This window comes from Streptomyces misionensis (assembly GCF_900104815.1).
Lineage (GTDB): Bacteria > Actinomycetota > Actinomycetes > Streptomycetales > Streptomycetaceae > Streptomyces > Streptomyces misionensis.
The window spans coordinates 322248-337692 of record NZ_FNTD01000004.1; the positions used below are offsets into that span (position 1 = coordinate 322248).

Sequence of the window (15445 nt, forward strand, 5' to 3'; positions counted from 1 at the left end):
GCGCGCGAGCGACCGAGGACCGCGGTGGCCGCCCCGGACGCCCCACTCGGCCCGGGAAATCGGCTGGCGGGCTCGTGCCCTCGCGGGCGAGCATGAGCGGCATGACAGACGAACCCGCGCGCTGGAGCCAGGCAACCGTCTTTCCCGATATGTGGGTCGACCCGGATGACGACCCTCGCGACGGCTCGGGGCCGGCCCCGGAGGGCGAACTCGCGACCCTGGACCGGTATCTGGCCGACTACCGCACCACCCTGCGGATGAAGTGCGAGGGCCTGGACCCGGAGCAGCTGGCGCGGCGGTCGGTTCCGCCGTCGACGATGTCGCTGCTCGGCCTGGTCCGGCACCTCGCCGAGGTGGAGAGGAACTGGCGGAACTGGATCGGCGACGACGAACCGCTCCCGAAGCTGTACGGTCGGCGCGACGCGGACTTCGACGGCGCCGTCGCCGAACGGGCGGCGGTCGACGCCGCGTTCGCCGACCTTGCGCGTGAACAGGCCGCCACGGACGCCGCGTTGAACGCGCACCCGGACCTCGGGGAGCGGCTGGGGAAGGACCGGATCTCCGTCAGGGAACTGCTGGTGCACCGGATCGAGGAGTACGCCCGGCACTGCGGCCACGCCGATCTGCTGCGCGAGCGTATCGACGGACGAGTGGGACAGTGAGCTGACGGGGCCGGCCGGTCCGCCACCGGCCGCCCGTCATCCGCCCGGCCAGGTGCCGGCCACCGACCCCCATGCTCGGTGATGGCCTCGCCTCCTGCCCGTTCGGCGGCCCTGCCCCCGGTTGCCCGGGGGCATGCGGTACCGGGTGGCGAGGACACGGCTCAGCGACCGGGAACCGGTTCGGCGGACGGCTGCCAATCCCGTCTGAGCAGCCCGTAGACCCATGAGTCGGAGACGTCGTCGCCCACGACGCAGTTCTCCCGCAGCGTCCCTTCACGCACGAAGCCGAGCTTCTCCAGTACGCGGGCGGAGGCCAGGTTGCGTGTGTCGGTCTCGGCCTGGACGCGATTGAGGTCCAGCGTGTCGAACGCCCACCGCAGCAGGGCACGGGCGGCCTCGGTCGCGTAGCCCTGGCCCCACGCCGCGTCGCCGAAGCAGTAGCCGAGCGACGCGCTGCGGTACTCCGGGTTCCACCCGCTCAGTCCGCACCAGCCGATGAACGCACCGTCGGAAAGGCGCTCCACGGCCGGCCGTGCCCCGGTTCCCTCCTGCGCCATCCGCCGGCCAGCCGCGATGAACCTCTCGGCGCGCACGCGTTCGCTCCACGGTGGCGCGTCCCAGTAGCGCAGCACGTAGGCGCTGCTGTGCAGGGCGAAGAGGTCGTGCGCGTCCGCGTCCTCGAAGGCACGCAGTCGAAGGCGAGCGGTGTGCAACGAGGGGGTGGGCAGCGACCCACTCATGTTCCCTCCCTTGATCGGCGGCCGGTCCATCAGACATCCGGTGCGGCCCACGCGCAACGGGTTTCCCGCCTACCGGGGGGCCGCGAGGACGTCCCGCAGGACGTCCGCGAGCGTGACGCGGGCCAGCTCCTTCCGCAAGGTCTCCTCGATGCCCGCGTAGATGCCCCGCATCGCCGGCTGGATGCCGTGACCCACCACGCATCCCTGGTCCGGGGTGGTGCGGTGCATCGCGAACAGCGGGCCGGATTCCACCGCGTCGTACACGTCGAGCAGGGTCATCGACTCCAGCTCGCGCGCCAGTGACCAGCCCGCGCCGACGCCCCGGCGGGACTCCACGAGCCCGGCCCCGCGCAGCTCGCCGAGGAGCCGCCTGATCACCACGGGGTTGGTGTTCGCGCTGGCCGCGATCTGCTCGGAGGTGGCGACCTCGTGGCCCTGGCGCTGGTACAGGCCGATCCAGGCCAGCGCGTGGGCGGCGATGGTCAGCCTGCTGTTGGCGCTCATGGACCCCTCCTGTCGGCCGCAACGCTTCATGTTACGACCAAGCAGTCGTAACAATGAAGGTTGCAACAGCGGGTCGTAACAATTACTGTTACGACTGTCGGGAAGGACCGATCAACGAGGTGGGAAGAATGAGCAAGCCACTCACGGGCAAGGTCGCCCTGGTCACCGGGGGGTCGCGCGGACTGGGAGCCGCGACGGTACGGCTGCTGGCCGAGCAGGGCGCCGACGTGGCCTTCAGCTATGTCAGCTCGGAGAAGCAGGCGCAGGCCGTCGTCGACGAGGTGCGGGGCAAGGGAGGGAAGGCCGTCGCCTTCCGGTCCGACCAGGCGGACACGAGCCGGGCGCCGGCACTGATCGACGACGTGGTCGCGCACTTCGGCGGCCTGGACATCCTCGTCAACAACGCGGCGATCTCGGTGGAGCAGGGCCGCAGGGTGGACGACCCGGACGCGGACACCGACGCGCTGGACCGGATGCACGCCACCAACTACCTCGGGGTGATCGCCGTCATCCGGGCCGCCTCCCGAGTGCTGCGCTCGGGCGGCCGCATCATCACGGTGAGTTCCGGACTGGGCTCCCGGGTCGGCGCCCCGGGCCTCGCCGACTACTCGGCGACCAAGTCGGGGATCGAGCGCTACACCATGGGGGTCGCACGGGACCTCGGGCCCCGGAACATCACCGCCAATGTCGTGGAGGCGGGACTGATGGAGGGCGGCATGGAAGGGCCGGACCCCGAGACCCTCAAGGCCCTGATCGGCTCGCTCTCCCTGCAACGCGTGGGCCACCCCGACGAGATCGCCGCGGCGATCGCCTTTCTGGCGAGCCCCGCCGCGTCGTACGTCACGGGCGCGGTGCTGGACGCCCACGGTGGCTACAACGCCTGAACCGGCACCCCCTGCCGCGCGGCTGCTCGTGCGGGTCCGTCCGGCGACCGGGCCGATGCGACCCCGGGGTGTCCCACCGCGGGACGCGCCGGGGTCGCGACGGGTCGTCAGGCGCCGGGCTGGACCGGGCCGATGAGGGTGCCGGGGGCGGCGTCGAACGCGCCCTCGGCGTAGGAGGTGCCGGGGATCTCACCGTCCGGGGCCCGCAGCGTGAAGGACGCCTCGTCGGAGCGGGTGCCGTGCCCGTTGTTCGGGACCTGGATGTCGAAATGCACCGGGTGTCCCGGGCCGAAGGTCACCGTGGCCTTCTGATCCCCGCAGTGCCCGGCGGCGGCGCCGGTGCGGGAGTCGTGGTTCCAGAACCGCACGTCGGTGGGCGAACCGGCGAGCCTGCACGCGTCGTATCCGCGCGGAGCGGTCAAGGTGACGCGATAGTGGCGGTGTCCCGCGCTGGCGGGCCCCTCGGTGATCCTCGCCAGGTGGTTGGCCGGGCGGCAGGCCGAGGGGGCGGTGCCCTCGGCCGTCGCGGGCGCGGCCTGCGCGATCCCCGTGGCGGTGGTGGCCGCCAGCGCGGCCGCGGCGAAGACGGCCGCGAACGTGTGCTTCGTTCCCATGCGAACACTCCTTGCCTTGCTGATGCTCCCGGTGGGTGTCCGCCACCGGGACCATGGTCGAGCGGGATCCTGCCCCCGATCCGCCGCCGGGAATGTCTCAGGCTCGCTACGGACAAGGAAGGCCCGCCCAGGGCCCCTCGGCCCGCCGACGGACGCGGTCACCATGGTCGCCACCCGTGAGTCGGCGCGTTACGCCTCCATCCGCACCGGGCTGTTCGTCGGCGCCGCCCTGGTGTCCGCGCTGATCGGGGCCGGGCTGCTCGTCTCCCGGCTGGAACGGTTGCAGGACCGCGGGCGCCTCCTCGCGTTCCTCGGTGCCCTGGGCACATCGCGGCGCACTCCCGGCCTGTCGCTGCTCTGGCAGACCGCGCTGCCGGTGGCCGTCGGCCTGCTGCCTGCCGCGGCGACCGGGCTCGCCCTCGGCGCGGTGCTCCAGCGCATGAGCGGTGGTCCGGTGCGTGCCGACTGGTCGGCCCTGTGCGCGCTGGACGGCATCGGCGCGTCGCTCGGCCCCCTGGTGAGCGCCCTCGGTGTCCCGGCACTGCTGCGGCTGGTGCGCGCCGAGGGGATGCGGACCGAGTAGGCGCGGGTCCGCTCGGCCGGACCGTCGGAGGGCCTCCCGTTCCGGCGCGGGAGAGGGGTTAATGGTGGTGTCGGGCAGCGCACGGGCCCGGCACCGCGGACCCGGAGGGAGGCGGCTGACATGGACGGGGATCGTGCCCGGCGCGTGGTGGCGGCGTTGCGGGACCGGGGGGTCATGGCCCATCTCGTCGAGGCCGGGGTGTACGAGTTCGGGATCAGGGTCGTCCTGGACTACGACATCGAGGCGCTGTGGGACACCGACGGGGTGTCGGGGCTGGACGCGGAGGTGGTCAGCGACGGTGTGCTCATCGGCTTCGTGCCCCACGTCCCCGGTTCGGAGAACTTCACCGACCAGCAGATCATCGACACCATCGCGGCCACCGAGTACTCCACCGAGGGCCTGCGTCCACCCGAGGACGGCCCGCCACCGGCCTCGCCGTCGCCCGCCGCACCGGAGCCGGACGCCGAGCCGGTTCCCGAGGAGCGTCCGCCGTCCCGCCGCCACCAGCGCTGGGCGCACTGGATGCACCGCGGCGGGGACTGAGACGCGCCGGGCTGCGGGCCGAGTCCCGCTCCCCCCGCCTCGGGGGACGGCACCGGCCCCGGTTTCCGGAACTGCTTGCCCGGTTCACGCAGGTGGGCACTGCCCGGGAAGTACATGACAGTTCATCATTCGAACCTTCCTTCGGGCCGGTGATCGAGATGCGGGCCGCGGGAACCGCCCCCAAGAATCGGGAGGAGGTACTGACGCCGACTACGGAAAGGTGCCGATCATGCAGAGCAAGATCGTACGGGCTCTGGTCGCCAGCGTCGCCGCGGGCACGCTCGCCAGCGGAGCAGCGGTGGCCTCGACAGGGACCGCCCTCGCGATGCCGGTGACCACCCACACGACCGTCGCCAAGCACGCATCGACCCCCCACCCGATGCCGACCCACAAGAAGTGCCCCAAGGGCGAGCACCTCAAGAAGGTCAACGGCAAGTGGAGCTGCAAGAAGAGCAAGAAGTAACCGGTAGCAGCCTTGCCGGGCGCCGGGACGACCGTCCCGGCGCCGCGCCCTGTGCGGGGCCGGACGCCGTGCCCGCCGCGCCCTGGCGCACCACCGGTCGGTCAGCCGTTCATGCTCAGCAGCGGGGCGGATTCGCGTTCACCCCGGGCGTCCTCGGCCTCCAGGCGGAGCATGGCCTCCTCGTCGGCGGTGCCCGGAGCCGCCTGGTAGACCACCATGCGCTGGCCGCCGGTGCGGGCCAGTCGCATCACCTCGTACGTCAAAGTCATCGCCCCGACCTGCGGGTGCCGGAAGCACTTCTGGCCGCCGCCGCGCTCGCACACGTCGTACCGCTCCCACAGCCGGGCGAACTCCGGTGACTTCAGGACCAGTTCACCGACGAGTGTGGTGAGTTCGGGGTCGTCGGGGCCGGCGCCGGCGACCGCCCGCAGATGCGCCACCGAGAGCGCGACCGTCTCCTCCCAGGGCTCGTAGAGCGTCCGCCCCACCGGGTGCAGGAAGAGGTAACGGGTCAGGTTGCGCTGGTGCTCCGGCCAGTCCCAGAGTCCGGGCAGCAGCCGCCGGCCCGGCGGGTTCGCCGCGAGTAACCGGTTGTAGCGGCTCACCACGTAGGCGGGCAGCGGCCGTACCGATTCCAGCATCCGCAGCACGGAGTCGCGGACGGTGTGGTCCGAGCTGGCGGGCAGTTCGGCCACCCGGCCGGACGCCAACTCCGCGAGTTCGTGCAGGCGTTCGTAGGCGTCCCCGCGCAGGCGCAGGGCGCGGCCGAGGGCGTCCACGACGGCGGGCGAGGGGTTGGTCTCGCGGCCGCGTTCGAGGCGGATGTAGTAGTCCACGCTCACCCCGGCGACCGCGGCGAGTTCCTCACGGCGCAGTCCCGGGGTGCGGCGCAGGCCCGCACCGGCCGGGAGGCCCACGTCCTCCGGGCGCACCTGCGCCCTGCGTGCCTTCAGGTACCTGCCGAGTTCGGTTCCGCGCGCGTCCGTTGCTGCTCCCATTCGGTCAATTGTGTCAGCAGCGCAAGGGGGTTGGGGGGCCGTGTCAGGGCCAGGAACGCCGCACCCCGGTACGGCGCGGTCTGCCGGGCGGATCCGCGCGGGCGCACAGTTGGTGCCAAGCGGGCGGCCCGGCCACCGGGACCCAGGGGGTGCACGACACCGGGCCGCGGTCCCGGACCACTGCGGCCGCCCGCCCGACCGTCCCGAGGGACACCGCCGACCACGACTGACCGGTCCAGGAGGCCATCATGCCCGGCACCTCTTCCGCACCGCCGACCGCCGCCCCCGGCTGCGAGCCCGAAAGCCCGGTGCCGAGGCCAGGGCCGCAAGTGCCGCAGGGGGCCCGACCAGCCACGCCGCCCGTCCCGACCGCCGTCACGGCCCGGCGGGCGGGTGTCGCGCTGGTCGCCTCGCTCCTCGGGTTCACCGTGATCACCATCGACGTGTCGGCGGTGAACATCGCGCTGCCCGCGATCCGTGAGTCGCTCAGCGGCGGGATGGCCGGGCTCCAGTGGGTGGTGGACGCGTACACCCTGATGTTCGCCGCGCTGATGCTCTCCGCCGGCGCCATCGCCGACCGGGCGGGTGCCCGGCGCGCCTACGCCTGGGGCGTGGCCCTGTTCACCCTGGCGTCCCTCGGCTGCGCGCTGGCGCCCGGCATCGGTGTGCTGGTCGCCGCGCGGGTGGCGCAGGGCGGTGCCGCCGCGGTCGTGATGCCGGCCTCGCTGGCGCTGGTCCGGCAGACCCATGAGGACAGCAGGGAGCGTGCCCGGGCGATCGCGCTGTGGACGGTCGGCGGCTCGGTGGCGATGGCCGCGGGCCCGGTGCTGGGCGGGCTGCTCACCGAGTGGGCCGGGTGGCGGGCGGTCTTCCTGCTCAACCTCCCGGTGGGCGCGGTGATCCTGGCCCTGCTGGCGCGCGTGCCGCGTTCACCGCGACGGCCCGCCGCGCTGGACGCCATGGGCCAGCTCACCGCCGTACTGGCGCTCGCCGGGCTGGCGGTCGCGGTGATCGAGGGCGGCCACCTGGGCTGGACCAGCCCCCTGGTGCCGGCCGCCGCGGCGCTCGCCGTCGTCTCCGGGGTCCTCTTCGGCGTCGTCGAGAAACGGCACCGTCAGCCGATGATCCCGCCGGCCGTGCTGGCCAACCGCCGGGTGTCGGTCCCGCTCGCGGTCGGGTTCGCCGTCAACGCCGCCTTCTACGGCGGGATCTTCCTGCTCGGGCTGTACTACCAGCAGTTGCGGGGGATGTCGGCGGTGGCGGCGGGGCTGATGTTCGTGCCGCTGTCGGCGGTGGTGACGGCCACCAACCTCGTCTCGCCGCGGCTCGCGGAGCGGATCGGGCGGCGGCCGGTGATCGTCGCCGGACAACTGGTCTTCGCGGTCGCCATGCTGGCCATGCTGCCGCTGGCGGCGCACACCCCGGTGTGGCTGGTGCTGGTGCTGCTGGTGCCGCTGAGCGTGGGCGGGGCGCTCGCGGTGCCCGCGCTCACCGCCCTGCTGATCGACGCGGTGCCGGCGGAGCGCGCGGGAACGGTGTCGGGGCTGCTCAACTCCCTGCGGCAACTGGGCGGTGCGCTGGCGGTGGCCCTCTTCGGCAGCCTGCTGTCGGCCTCCGACGGCACCTTCTCCCTCCCGGGCATGCGGCTCGGTCTCCTCACCGTCGCCGCCCTCCTGCTCGCCACGACCGCGCTCTCCCGCCTCTTCCTGCCCCGCGGCTGACGCCCGCCGGGCGGGGCGGCAGGAGCCGGCGCCGGTCGCACCGGGCTCGGCCGGCCGCCGCCCGCGGGCCTCAGCCGGCGTGGTGCCGCTCATCGGCGACGCGCCGCCAGTGGGCGGCGTTGTCGCGGGTGATCCGGAGGTCCACCTCGTCGAAACCGAGTGGCTCCAGGTCGTGTTCGAGCAGTTCGGTGTACGCGGCGGCGGCACCGGTGGCGTCGCCGTCCTTGCCGCGCAGGACGGCGAGGAACCACAGCGTGGTCAGGGTGTCCGGGTGGCCGCGGCCCAGCTTGCGCGTGTGCTCCTCCAGTCGTGCCTCGTAGGCGGCGCGGGTGCCGGGGTGGTCCGGGTTGAACACCGTCACCTCGTCGGAGCGGAGTTCGGCGCGGGTGGCCGCCGCGTGTGCCGCCTCCCCCAGACGCTCCTGCCAGTGGGCGAGGCTCTTGCGGGTGGCGAGGGTGGCGGCGTGCTCCGGCCCCAGGACCCGTTCGTGGTCGGCGCGCAACCGGACGAAGTCGGCCACCGCGCCCGCCACGTCCCCGCCGGTGCCGCGCAGATGCGCGAGTTCGTACCGGGTGTCGAGGGTGTCCGGGTCGTCGGGGCCGAGGACGCGCTCCTGCACGGCGAGGAGTTCGGTGAAGGCCGCCACGGCTCCGGCCGTGTCCCCCGTCTCGCCGAGCAGCCAGGCCAGGTTGTGCCGGACGGGGAAGATGTTCGGGTCGTCGGCTCCCCAGACCCGTTCCATGTCCGGGATCAGGTTCACCAGGGCGTTGATCGCCCCGGCGGTGTCCCCGGCCTGTGACCGCAGGAAGGCGAGGTTGGCCCGGGCGGCGAGGGTCTCTCCGGCGTCGGGTCCCGACTCGCGCACCATCGCGTCGACCTGCCGCTGCCCCTCGTCGATGACGGCGGTCAGGTACCGGGGTTCCCTGGCCAGGTCGGCGGGGGTCTTCCAGTCGGACAACCAGTCGGGCTCTTCCGCGCGCTGGTCGCGGCTCACCGCGGGCAGGAGGTTCCCGACGAAGAACGCGCGCCAGCTTCCGTAGCCCTTGCGGTACGCGACGTCGTACTCCGTCCACACGTACGGTCCGTACGTTTTGTTCAGGACCTGCTCGCGCACCCGCTGGACGTAGCTCTGGATGTAGGGCAGCCGCATCGCGGTGGTGAGCAGTCGGCTCGATGCGTCGTCGTCACCGCGGCGGAACGCGATGTCCGACAGGATGGACACGGCGGTGTAGTAGGCCTCGCACGCTTCCGTCGCACGGCGTGCGCTGTGCCACGCGGTGATCATGAACTGCGCCTGGCGATGCAGGAGTTCGCGCGGGCTGCGTGCGTCGCGAAGGGGGTTGTCCGGGGCCAAAGTCGCCACGGTGAGCAGGAAGTTGAAGCACGCGGTGAAGGTGGCGGCGTCGGCGGTGAGTTCCTCGTTCTCCTCGGCGGATATGTCCAGCGCGGACGCCATGTGTTCCGGGATCAGCGACGCCGCCTGCCGGTGCCGCGTGGGCAGCAGGTCTCCGTTGCGGATGTGGGCCAGTTCGTGTGTGAGGGCGAACGCGAGCGCCGCGTCGTAGCAGTCCCGGGGCCCGCCGTCGGGGCCGGTGGACTTCTGCATCGCCATGACCACCATGCTCATGGGCACCGGTGCCTCGCCGAGCCGTTCCGCCGCTCGCACATAGCGGCTGAGGACGAGGGCGAGAGACTCCTGCGCGTGCATGGTGGCGGCTTCCCAGCCGTCCGGGAGGTCCTCCGGGAGGTATGGATGGGCGAGGTTCATGCCCCAGGCGATCTCCGCGCTGAGCTGGACCGCGAGGGGGGAGATGCCGATGAGGAAGCCGGTGGCCGAGCCGGGGTTCTCGAAGACGCGCGACTCCACGGCGTCCGACGGAAGGCAGAACGCCTCGACGGTACCGGCCAGTTGGAGCGCCTTGTCCCGGTCCTCGGGCGGGAAGGTGGCGAGCAGTCCGTCCAGCAGCGTCCGGACCTGGCGCTGGGTGCGGTCGAAGTACATCTCCCAGGCCCGGTGCGCATCCGCCTCGCCGCTGATCCACCGCAGGTAGGCGGAGTCGGCGAACGCCAGGCTCATCTCCCGTGCCTCTTCGGCGAGTTCGAGGTTCTGCTGGTCCCGGAAGAGAATGCTGCGTCCGGGGTCAGGCATTCTCCTGCTCCTCGGAGTCGCCGCTGCCGGCACGCTTCGGGAGCGCTCCGGTGATGGCGTCGGCCAGCCCGGCACCGTCCCGGACGGTCACCTCTCCGGACATGGAGCGGACGACGACCGTGCCGCGCGGCAGGGCCGGGTCCTGGCGGATGGTCAGGCGGCCGCCCATCGCGTCGACCACGACGCCTTTGCTCCACGCCTTGCGCAGCGTGTTGATCAGGTAGGCGAGGGCGTGCGTCGCCACCGAGCCGATCATCAGTACGTCGGCCAGAGGCACGGTCCCCCGCGCGTCCACGCCCTTGCCGGCGCTCTCGGCCGCCTCGAAGGCGGCCTCGGCGGCCGCCCGTGACGCGGGATCACCGGGAGTGAACACGTTCACCCGGACCCGCTCGTTGTCCATGTCCAACCTGGCCCCCCTGGCCCGCGGATACTGCCCGTTCGACTCTAATCCAGCACGGACGCTCCGCTCGGTGTTTCCGGAGGCTGTTTCCGTACGTGTCTTCGGATCGGCCCGGGTGCCGGTGGCCTCCGGCGGGCGCGGCCTCGGGCCTGCTCGCCGGGCGCACGCCTCACCCCGCCGCTGCCCTCACCGCGGAGTGGACCGCGCGGGCCAGGCGGGCGCCCCAGAGGGAGCGGGGGCCGGCGAAGGAGTCGGGGTGTTCGCCGGGGCGGGGGGTGCGCGCGGCGACGCAGATCGCGTCGGTGGGAGTGCCGGAGCAGTCGTAACCGGAGTCGAGGAGTGCCTGGACCTTGGCCTCGGTGGCGGTGCTCACGGCGTTGACCAGCGCGGCGTCGGTCAGCGGGGCGGGGACCGCGACGACGATGTTGATCGTGCCCGGGTCGGGCGGCGCGGCGCTGCCCGGCGCGGGGGTGGCGGCCCAGCCGCGTACCCCGAGCCCCGCGGTGGCCACGGCTTCGACTCCCCCGTCGTGCGCGTGGCCGTACCGGCGCACGTCGGCGGCGGTCATCAGGCCGACGCCCGGCCCGCGCAGCCCGGCGTCGTGGGCGAGGCCGGCGAGGTGGGCCTCGGGGTCGGTCCTGCGGTAGCCGTGCGAGACCTGGGCGTTGAGGACCCAGGCCCGCTCGCCGATGCCGCCGCCCAGCACGGCGCTGCTGATCATCCGCCAGCCGGCGCCCGCCCGCCAGGCCAGGGCCGGCAGCTCCTCGCCGTACTCGACGCGGGTCAGCAGGCGCACCGGGAGCACACCGCAGGCGGCGCGGGGCGGCGGGACGACGGTCACTGGGCTGGGCTCCTCCGGGACGGCGATCCCGATGATCGTACGCGCGGCGCGGAGGCGGTCGGGCCACGGGCGCGAGGTCCCCCTCGGCCGGTCGCCGCGGCCCGGCGGGGCCGGGAGGCGGCCGTCCGCACCGGATACGTCCGGTCCCCGTGCCGTAGGGGGGCGTGCGCCGTTCGGCGGGGGTAATTAGGGTGGGGAAGGCAGGTTTGTGGCGAAGCACGAAGACGCGCGCGACAGTGCCCGGCCCGCTGGAGGCCCGGCCGCGAGGAGCGGCGGGCGGTGCGGACCGCGCGCCTGCCGTCGGGCGTTGGGGATGGACCGAGGGTGGTTCTGAACCATGAGGGATGTAACGCGGCTCGTCGAGCCGGTGTCGGCGGACCCGGGCAACGGAGACGTGCTGGCGGCCTGGGAGCGGTTCGTCCAGGGCGACGACCAGGTTCTGGGGGTCCGGCCCCTGGTGGCGATCTCCTGGCACCGCTGCCGGGAGCAGTACCGGGTCGATCCGCACCTCACCGAGGCCCCGGTGGCCGTCGCGGAGAGCGGTCATCCGCCCGAGCACGACGTCGTCTTCACCGAGCTGGGTTTCCGCGCCGCCACGGTGGCGCACGAGGTGGGCGGCCTCGGCGGCGTCGTCACCGTCACCGACGCCGCCGGCCGGATCCTGGCCGAGTGGGGTGACCAGGCCACTCTCGCCAGGGCGTACGACTCCCGGCTGGCCCCCTGGTTCTGCTGGTCGGAGTCAGCGGCCGGCACGAACGGCATGGGCACCGCGCTGGAGGCGCACGGGCCGGTGCCGATCCGCGGCCCGGAGCACTGGTGCCGGGCGTTCCACGACTGGTGCTGCGCGGGCATCGCGGTGCGTGACGTGGTGAACGGCGAACCGATCGCGGTCATGGGCCTGTGCTGCTGGCGCGGCCGGCTGCCCGCGTCCGCGGAGAGCTGGCTGGCACACGCGGCCACCATGGCCCGGTACCCGCTGCGCCGGCGCGCCCGGGCCAGCGGCGCCGAGCTGGTCGCGGCCTACTCCCGGGCGAGGGCCCGCTCCGGCGCGCCGCTCGCCGCGGTGGACACGGCGGGCAAGGTGGTGATCGCCGACGAGTTGGCGAGCGCGCTCCTGGGCGTCCCGGCGTCCACCCCGGCGATCGATCCGACGCTGCGCTGGAACCCGGGGCTGCCGGAGTTCATCGCGGCCTCCCGGTACGCGACCGGGCAGGCGGCCCACGACCCCGGCTGGGTCGGTTCGACGCAGATCGTCGGCCATCCCCGCGCGGAGCCGACGTCGATCAGCATCCGGCCCGTCTTCTCCTGCGGACACCTGATCGGGAGCCTGGTGTCGTTCGGCGCCCTCGACGGGGAGCCGGTGCCCCGCACGGAGGGGCCGGCGCGTCCCGTGGAGCCGCCGCGCCGCCTGGTCGCGGTGCGCGGCAACCGGATGGTGCTGCTGGATCCCGCGGAGGTCTCCTTCGCCGAGTCGCGGGGCAACGACGTGTGGCTCCGCACGGATCAGGGGTGGCTGCGGGCCGCCGCCACGAGTCTGGACAAGCTCGACGGCGAGCTGGCGGGTTCCGGGTTCCTGAGGGTGCACCGCCGGTACGTCGCCAACCTCGGCCGGGTCCGGGAGATCGAACGCGGCCACAAGGGAGAACTGTCCCTGGTCATGGACCGAGCGCGGGAGACCCTGCCGGTCTCCCGGCGGAACGCGGCGGCCGTGCGCCGCGCACTGGGCGTCTGACGTCCTCGCCCGCGACGGGCGGGACGTCCGGCGCCGTCGTCCGCGCGGACGGGAAGGAGGTCCCCGTGTCCGACACAGTGGACGCCGGCGTCCACGGGCGTGAGCAGCGGAGGGCGGGGCGCGCGGGCGGGCTCGGTCTCTCCGCACCGGTCGAGGCTCCGGCCGGGCCCCGGGCCGGCTCCGGCGCCCGTCCGGCACCGGTCATGGGCAACCGCGACTGGTGGCCGGACCGGCTCGACCTGACGGCCCTGCGCAAGCACGCGGCCCTGGCCGACCCGCTGGGCGAGGACTTCGACTACGCCGCCCGGTTCCGCGCCCTCGACCTCGACGCCCTGGCACGGGACGTCGACCGGGCGCTGACGACGTCGCGGGAGTGGTGGCCGGCCGACTTCGGGCACTACGGGCCGCTCGTCGTCCGGATGGTGTGGCACGGCGCCGGGACGTACCGCGTGGCCGACGGCCGCGGGGGCGCGGGCGCCGGCCTTCAGCGTTTCGCGCCGCTGAACAGCTGGCCGGACAACCGCAACCTCGACAAGGCGCGCCGACTGCTGTGGCCGGTGAAGCGGAAGTACGGCAGCGCGATCTCCTGGGCCGATCTGCTGGTCTTCGCGGGCAACCGCGCCCTGGAGACGATGGGGCTGAGGACGTTCGGCTTCGCCGGCGGCCGGCGGGACGCGTGGGAGTCCGACGCCGACACCTACTGGGGCCCCGAGCACGCGTGGCTCGGCGACGAACGGCACGGCGGGGTACGGGAGCTGGACCAGCCGCTGGCCGCCGACCAGATGGGCCTGATCTACGTCAATCCCGAGGGGCCGAACACCGTGCCGGACCCGCTGACCTCGGCCCGGGACATCCGCGAGACGTTCCGGCGGATGGGGATGGACGACGAGGAGACCGTCGCGCTGATCGCGGGCGGCCACACCTTCGGCAAGACCCACGGCGCGGCCGACCCGGAGGTCCACCTGGGTCCCGGGCCCGAGGGCGCGTCGCTGGCGGAGCAAGGGCTGGGCTGGCGCAGCGACCACGGCACCGGCAAGGGCGGGGACGCCATCTCCAGTGGCCTCGAAGGCACCTGGACGCCCACGCCGACAGTGTGGGACAACGGGTACTTCGAGACGCTGTTCGGCTACGAGTGGGAGCTGGAGCTGAGCCCCGGCGGTCTGTGGCAGTGGATCCCGGCGGACGGCGGCGGGGCCGGCGCGGTACCGGACGCCCACGACCCGTCGGTGAGGCACGCCCCGAGGATGCTCACGACCGACCTGGCGCTGCGCCTAGACCCGGTCTACGAGCCGATCGCGCGGCGCTTCCTGGGCCACCCCGAGCAGCTCGCGGACGCCTTCGCGCGGGTCTGGTTCAAGCTGACGCATCTCGACATGGGGCCGGTTCAGCGCTGGCTGGGACCGCTGGTGCCCCGGGAGCGGCTGCTCTGGCAGGACCCGGTGCCCGCCGTGGACCACCCGCTCGTCGAGGCGGCGGACATCGCCGTGCTCAAGGGCCGGATCCTGGGCTCCGGGCTGTCGGTCGCCCAGCTGGTGTCGACCGCGTGGGCGTCGGCCTCGACGTTCCGCGTCAGCGACAGGCGGGGCGGGGCGAACGGCGCGCGCATCCGGCTGGAGCCGCAGCGCGGCTGGGCGGTCAACGAGCCCGAGGCGCTGGCGCCGGTGCTGCGCACGCTGGAGGGCATCCAGGAGTCCTTCAACGAGGCGCGGACCGATGGGAAGCGGATCTCGCTGGCCGATCTCATCGTGCTCGGCGGTGCCGCCGCCGTCGAGCGGGCCGCCGAGGCCGCGGGCCTGCCCGTCCGCGTGCCGTTCGCGCCCGGACGCACGGACGCCACGCAGGAGTGGACCGATGTGGAGTCCTTCGCCGCGCTGGAGCCGGTCGCGGACGGGTTCCGCAACTACCTCGGCGAGGGCGCGCGGCGGCCCGCGGAGCACCTGCTGGTCGACCGGGCGGATCTGCTGGACCTCACCGTGCCCGAGACGACGGTGCTCGTGGGCGGGCTGCGGGTGCTGGGCGCCAATCACCACCGGTCGCCGCTGGGCGTGTTCACCTCGGCGCCCGGCGCCCTGACCAACGACTTCTTCGTGCACCTGCTCGACAACGGCACGCGATGGCGGCCGTGCTCCCCGGCCGCGGACGTCTTCGAGGGCCGCGACCGCGTCACCGGGGAGGTCCGGTGGACGGGCAGTCGCGTCGACCTCGTCTTCGGCTCGCACTCCGAGTTGCGCGCCGTCGCGGAGGTCTACGCGAGCGACGACGCCCAGGAGAGGTTCGTGCGGGACTTCGTCGCCGCGTGGGACAAGGTCATGAACCTCGACCGGTACGACCTCGCGCCGACCCGGGGCTGACGCGTCCGAGCGGTGCCTCATCGGGGGCGAACGGCGGCCGATCGCGGGTGAACGGCATTCCCCGGCCCCGCTCCGGTCCGCCCTTGTCGGCGTGATTCATGCGGCGTAGCGTTGTTTACGGACCATCCATTTATCCCTTTTCCTCTTGATTTCCCCGACGCGATAAACCGGCGCTTTTCATTGTGCCGCCCCATTGAAACGAAAAAACGACACGCAAGAAGAAGTGAGGTCCATTCGACCAGCGGTTCCGGACGAGGAGA

15 protein-coding genes are annotated in these 15445 nt (G+C 73.4%); 8 read left to right on the top strand and 7 right to left on the bottom strand.

Annotated elements, in window-relative coordinates; translation table 11 throughout:
* Positions 1-101: 101 nt before the first annotated feature.
* Complete coding sequence (locus BLW85_RS02775; protein ID WP_074990380.1) at positions 102-662, top strand: DinB family protein; 561 nt, start codon at positions 102-104, stop codon at positions 660-662.
* A gap of 161 nt (positions 663-823) precedes the next feature.
* Here the strand turns inward: BLW85_RS02775 and BLW85_RS02780 are convergent, their stop codons facing one another.
* Positions 824-1402 carry a GNAT family N-acetyltransferase gene (locus BLW85_RS02780; protein ID WP_074995945.1) on the bottom strand — a complete coding sequence of 193 codons (579 nt, stop codon included), beginning with the start codon at positions 1400-1402 and terminating at the stop codon, positions 824-826.
* Positions 1403-1471: 69 nt separating this feature from the next.
* A complete protein-coding gene (locus BLW85_RS02785) occupies positions 1472-1906 on the bottom strand; it encodes an Rrf2 family transcriptional regulator (protein WP_070029351.1) in 435 nt (144 codons plus the stop codon).
* 128 nt (positions 1907-2034) lie between these two features.
* Between BLW85_RS02785 and BLW85_RS02790 the strand changes: the two genes are divergently transcribed.
* Positions 2035-2790, top strand: a complete 756-nt coding sequence (locus tag BLW85_RS02790; protein WP_074990383.1) for an SDR family NAD(P)-dependent oxidoreductase — start codon at positions 2035-2037, stop codon at positions 2788-2790.
* Between the two features lie 107 nt (positions 2791-2897).
* Here BLW85_RS02790 and BLW85_RS02795 read toward each other — a convergent pair whose 3' ends face one another.
* Complete coding sequence (locus BLW85_RS02795) at positions 2898-3404, bottom strand: DUF4232 domain-containing protein (RefSeq protein WP_074990385.1); 507 nt, start codon at positions 3402-3404, stop codon at positions 2898-2900.
* 163 nt (positions 3405-3567) lie between these two features.
* On the opposite strand from BLW85_RS02795, the gene BLW85_RS38245 reads away from it, so the two are divergent.
* The 3 genes from BLW85_RS38245 to BLW85_RS02810 all read left to right on the top strand — a co-directional run bounded on the left by BLW85_RS38245 (position 3568) and on the right by BLW85_RS02810 (position 4993).
* Positions 3568-3987: an FtsX-like permease family protein gene (locus BLW85_RS38245; RefSeq protein WP_074990387.1), complete on the top strand. Its 420-nt coding sequence runs from the start codon at positions 3568-3570 to the stop codon at positions 3985-3987.
* A gap of 120 nt (positions 3988-4107) precedes the next feature.
* Positions 4108-4530 carry a hypothetical protein gene (locus BLW85_RS02805; RefSeq protein WP_070029355.1) on the top strand — a complete coding sequence of 141 codons (423 nt, stop codon included), beginning with the start codon at positions 4108-4110 and terminating at the stop codon, positions 4528-4530.
* A 229-nt stretch (positions 4531-4759) separates the two neighbouring features.
* Positions 4760-4993 (top strand): hypothetical protein, encoded by a 234-nt coding sequence (locus BLW85_RS02810; RefSeq protein ID WP_143060406.1) that lies wholly within the window; start codon positions 4760-4762, stop codon positions 4991-4993.
* A 101-nt stretch (positions 4994-5094) separates the two neighbouring features.
* Here BLW85_RS02810 and BLW85_RS02815 read toward each other — a convergent pair whose 3' ends face one another.
* Positions 5095-5991: a helix-turn-helix domain-containing protein gene (locus BLW85_RS02815; protein ID WP_074990389.1), complete on the bottom strand. Its 897-nt coding sequence runs from the start codon at positions 5989-5991 to the stop codon at positions 5095-5097.
* A gap of 248 nt (positions 5992-6239) precedes the next feature.
* Here BLW85_RS02815 and BLW85_RS02820 point away from each other — a divergent pair, with 248 nt between their 5' ends.
* Positions 6240-7712 (top strand): MFS transporter, encoded by a 1473-nt coding sequence (locus BLW85_RS02820; RefSeq protein ID WP_074990391.1) that lies wholly within the window; start codon positions 6240-6242, stop codon positions 7710-7712.
* A gap of 70 nt (positions 7713-7782) precedes the next feature.
* On the opposite strand, the gene BLW85_RS02825 is transcribed toward BLW85_RS02820, so the two are convergent.
* The 3 genes from BLW85_RS02825 to BLW85_RS02835 form a co-directional block, all read right to left on the bottom strand.
* A complete protein-coding gene (locus BLW85_RS02825; protein WP_074990392.1) occupies positions 7783-9861 on the bottom strand; it encodes a tetratricopeptide repeat protein in 2079 nt (692 codons plus the stop codon).
* Entirely contained in the window at positions 9854-10261 is a 408-nt protein-coding gene (locus BLW85_RS02830; RefSeq protein WP_074990394.1) for a hypothetical protein, read from the bottom strand. Before BLW85_RS02830 ends, BLW85_RS02825 begins: the two co-directional genes overlap by 8 nt.
* A 169-nt stretch (positions 10262-10430) precedes the next feature.
* Complete coding sequence (locus tag BLW85_RS02835) at positions 10431-11102, bottom strand: adenosylcobinamide amidohydrolase (protein ID WP_074990395.1); 672 nt, start codon at positions 11100-11102, stop codon at positions 10431-10433.
* A gap of 337 nt (positions 11103-11439) precedes the next feature.
* Between BLW85_RS02835 and BLW85_RS02840 the strand changes: the two genes are divergently transcribed.
* Both BLW85_RS02840 and katG read left to right on the top strand, forming a co-directional pair.
* The gene (locus BLW85_RS02840) at positions 11440-12834 is read left to right on the top strand and encodes a DNA-binding protein (protein WP_079172240.1); all 1395 of its coding nucleotides are present in this window, start codon (positions 11440-11442) and stop codon (positions 12832-12834) included.
* Between the two features lie 203 nt (positions 12835-13037).
* Entirely contained in the window at positions 13038-15185 is a 2148-nt protein-coding gene (gene katG, locus BLW85_RS02845; protein ID WP_074995946.1) for a catalase/peroxidase HPI, read from the top strand.
* Positions 15186-15445 lie beyond the last annotated feature (260 nt).

Bases quoted from the DNA above. Each gene is read 5' to 3' on its own strand.
- BLW85_RS02825 (WP_074990392.1), bottom strand. From the start codon at position 9,861: ATGCCTGACCCCGGACGCAGCATTCTCTTCCGGGACCAGCAGAACCTC.
- BLW85_RS02810 (WP_143060406.1), top strand. From the start codon at position 4,760: ATGCAGAGCAAGATCGTACGGGCTCTGGTCGCCAGCGTCGCCGCGGGC.
- BLW85_RS02820 (WP_074990391.1), top strand. From the start codon at position 6,240: ATGCCCGGCACCTCTTCCGCACCGCCGACCGCCGCCCCCGGCTGCGAG.
- BLW85_RS02830 (WP_074990394.1), bottom strand. From the start codon at position 10,261: ATGGACAACGAGCGGGTCCGGGTGAACGTGTTCACTCCCGGTGATCCC.
- BLW85_RS02785 (WP_070029351.1), bottom strand. From the start codon at position 1,906: ATGAGCGCCAACAGCAGGCTGACCATCGCCGCCCACGCGCTGGCCTGG.
- BLW85_RS02840 (WP_079172240.1), top strand. From the start codon at position 11,440: ATGAGGGATGTAACGCGGCTCGTCGAGCCGGTGTCGGCGGACCCGGGC.
- BLW85_RS02805 (WP_070029355.1), top strand. From the start codon at position 4,108: ATGGACGGGGATCGTGCCCGGCGCGTGGTGGCGGCGTTGCGGGACCGG.
- BLW85_RS02780 (WP_074995945.1), bottom strand. From the start codon at position 1,402: ATGAGTGGGTCGCTGCCCACCCCCTCGTTGCACACCGCTCGCCTTCGA.
- BLW85_RS02775 (WP_074990380.1), top strand. From the start codon at position 102: ATGACAGACGAACCCGCGCGCTGGAGCCAGGCAACCGTCTTTCCCGAT.
- BLW85_RS02790 (WP_074990383.1), top strand. From the start codon at position 2,035: ATGAGCAAGCCACTCACGGGCAAGGTCGCCCTGGTCACCGGGGGGTCG.
- BLW85_RS38245 (WP_074990387.1), top strand. From the start codon at position 3,568: ATGGTCGCCACCCGTGAGTCGGCGCGTTACGCCTCCATCCGCACCGGG.
- BLW85_RS02815 (WP_074990389.1), bottom strand. From the start codon at position 5,991: ATGGGAGCAGCAACGGACGCGCGCGGAACCGAACTCGGCAGGTACCTG.
- BLW85_RS02795 (WP_074990385.1), bottom strand. From the start codon at position 3,404: ATGGGAACGAAGCACACGTTCGCGGCCGTCTTCGCCGCGGCCGCGCTG.
- katG (WP_074995946.1), top strand. From the start codon at position 13,038: ATGGGCAACCGCGACTGGTGGCCGGACCGGCTCGACCTGACGGCCCTG.